The organism is Afifella sp. IM 167 (assembly GCF_020144925.1).
In the GTDB taxonomy this organism is placed as follows: Bacteria; Pseudomonadota; Alphaproteobacteria; order Rhizobiales; family Afifellaceae; genus Afifella.
On record NZ_NSLC01000037.1, the window covers coordinates 1 to 610 of the forward strand.

Sequence of the window (610 nt, forward strand, 5' to 3'; positions counted from 1 at the left end):
TTAAAAAGGTCCACAAATAAGCATACATAATGCCACTTTTTTCCGACACGGACGTATGTTAAATCGCTGACGATAACAGCTAATTGTTCGTCTTGCTTAAATTGACGTTGTAATTCGTTCTTCACAGGTGCTTCATTACACGTTGATTTGTGTGGTTTAAATTGCGCCACTGTGTAAGTTGAAACAAGTCCCATTTCCTTCATTAATCGGCCAATTCGGCGACGTGAAACTTGCTTTGGTTCCGGTAACTTCGCTAATTCTTTCTTAATTTTGCGTGTACCATAATTGTTACGACTTTCTTTAAATATACGGTCAATTTCTTTGGAACTATGACACGTCAACGTCGAACTTTTACACCCGAGTTTAAACTGCAATTAGTGAAGCTTTATGAAAATGGAAAATCTCGTGCGAACATTGCCAGAGAATCGCAAAGTAAACCCAAAAGTAAATAGACTAAGGAAAAATGCTCCTTATTTCCTTATATTTTCAAGCTTTCTTCGATTGACCGCCCTATATAGGGAACCTTGAGATATTCCAGTTGTTGAGACTATCTCTTTGATAGAATATTCTTTACTGTCGTACATTCGCAATGCTACAGCAAGCTTTTCTT

Annotated in this window: 1 protein-coding gene and 1 pseudogene; one reads left to right on the forward strand and one right to left on the reverse strand. The window is 37.4% G+C overall.

The window, feature by feature from the left end; translation table 11 throughout:
• Positions 1-323: pseudogene (locus CLD20_RS20015) on the reverse strand (IS3 family transposase); the annotation flags it as partial.
• A gap of 6 nt (positions 324-329) precedes the next feature.
• Here CLD20_RS20015 and CLD20_RS20475 point away from each other — a divergent pair.
• Positions 330-452 (forward strand): transposase, encoded by a 123-nt coding sequence (locus CLD20_RS20475; protein WP_224408440.1) that lies wholly within the window; start codon positions 330-332, stop codon positions 450-452.
• Positions 453-610 lie beyond the last annotated feature (158 nt).

What these genes read in the sequence shown, in the direction of transcription:
- CLD20_RS20475 (WP_224408440.1), top strand. Translation starts at nt 330, where the DNA reads ATGACACGTCAACGTCGAACTTTTACACCCGAGTTTAAACTGCAATTA.